We start from the raw sequence: 607 nt of genomic DNA, 5'->3' as shown, positions 1-607 counted from the left end.
CAGCCTGAGCCTTTGGTGTTTCCTAAGTCGGCTATGAGTAATTCATTTGTAGATGATAATGAGGAAGAACTCGAAGAAATTCACTTCGCTATTGAAGTAATTGAGTTCAACCATAAAGAAGATTCAATAAGTAATTATGGTTCAGAAGGTAACCCTAGCAATATTGCAGTCGATGAATACAATAATGATGGAGATTATTTAGGTAGCTATAATCTAGCAGATAAACCTAGTGATCTATTGGTTTCTGATTCAACTTGGTATAAAGAAAAAGGTATTGGAAATCAGCTCTCTGCTCTTGCGTCAGATTCATATAACGAAGCTGTTGATACTGTAACTTCATATTGGGGTGGCACTAAAAAGAAAGGGAAAGAGTTTGGTGAAAACACGGTCAATGTTGCCAAGCATACTAAAAATGCTATGATTATAAACCTTGGCGTTATAGAAGCTGGATTAAAGGATTTTCCTCAAAGAACTAAGGCCTCAGCAGCAACTGCCATGTTGCGATTTGGCCAAAGATCAAACGTAGATTTTGTGTACATATCAGGTGGCGGCGGCGTTAAGCATTTTGGCATTGATATGGGAATGTCTGTAAATGTTCATAACGGGA

1 protein-coding gene is annotated in these 607 nt (G+C 37.9%); it reads left to right on the top strand.

The window, feature by feature from the left end:
* Positions 1-33 precede the first annotated feature (33 nt).
* Positions 34-607, top strand: a 574-nt coding sequence (locus tag ACS8FD_RS22355; protein ID WP_439277478.1) for a hypothetical protein, incomplete at its 3' end; no start/stop codon positions are given.

The sequence above is a fragment of the Psychrobacter sp. 1U2 genome (assembly GCF_051847575.1).
Note: the sequence above shows the minus strand (reverse complement) of the source record. Positions and strands in the feature narration are given on the sequence as shown.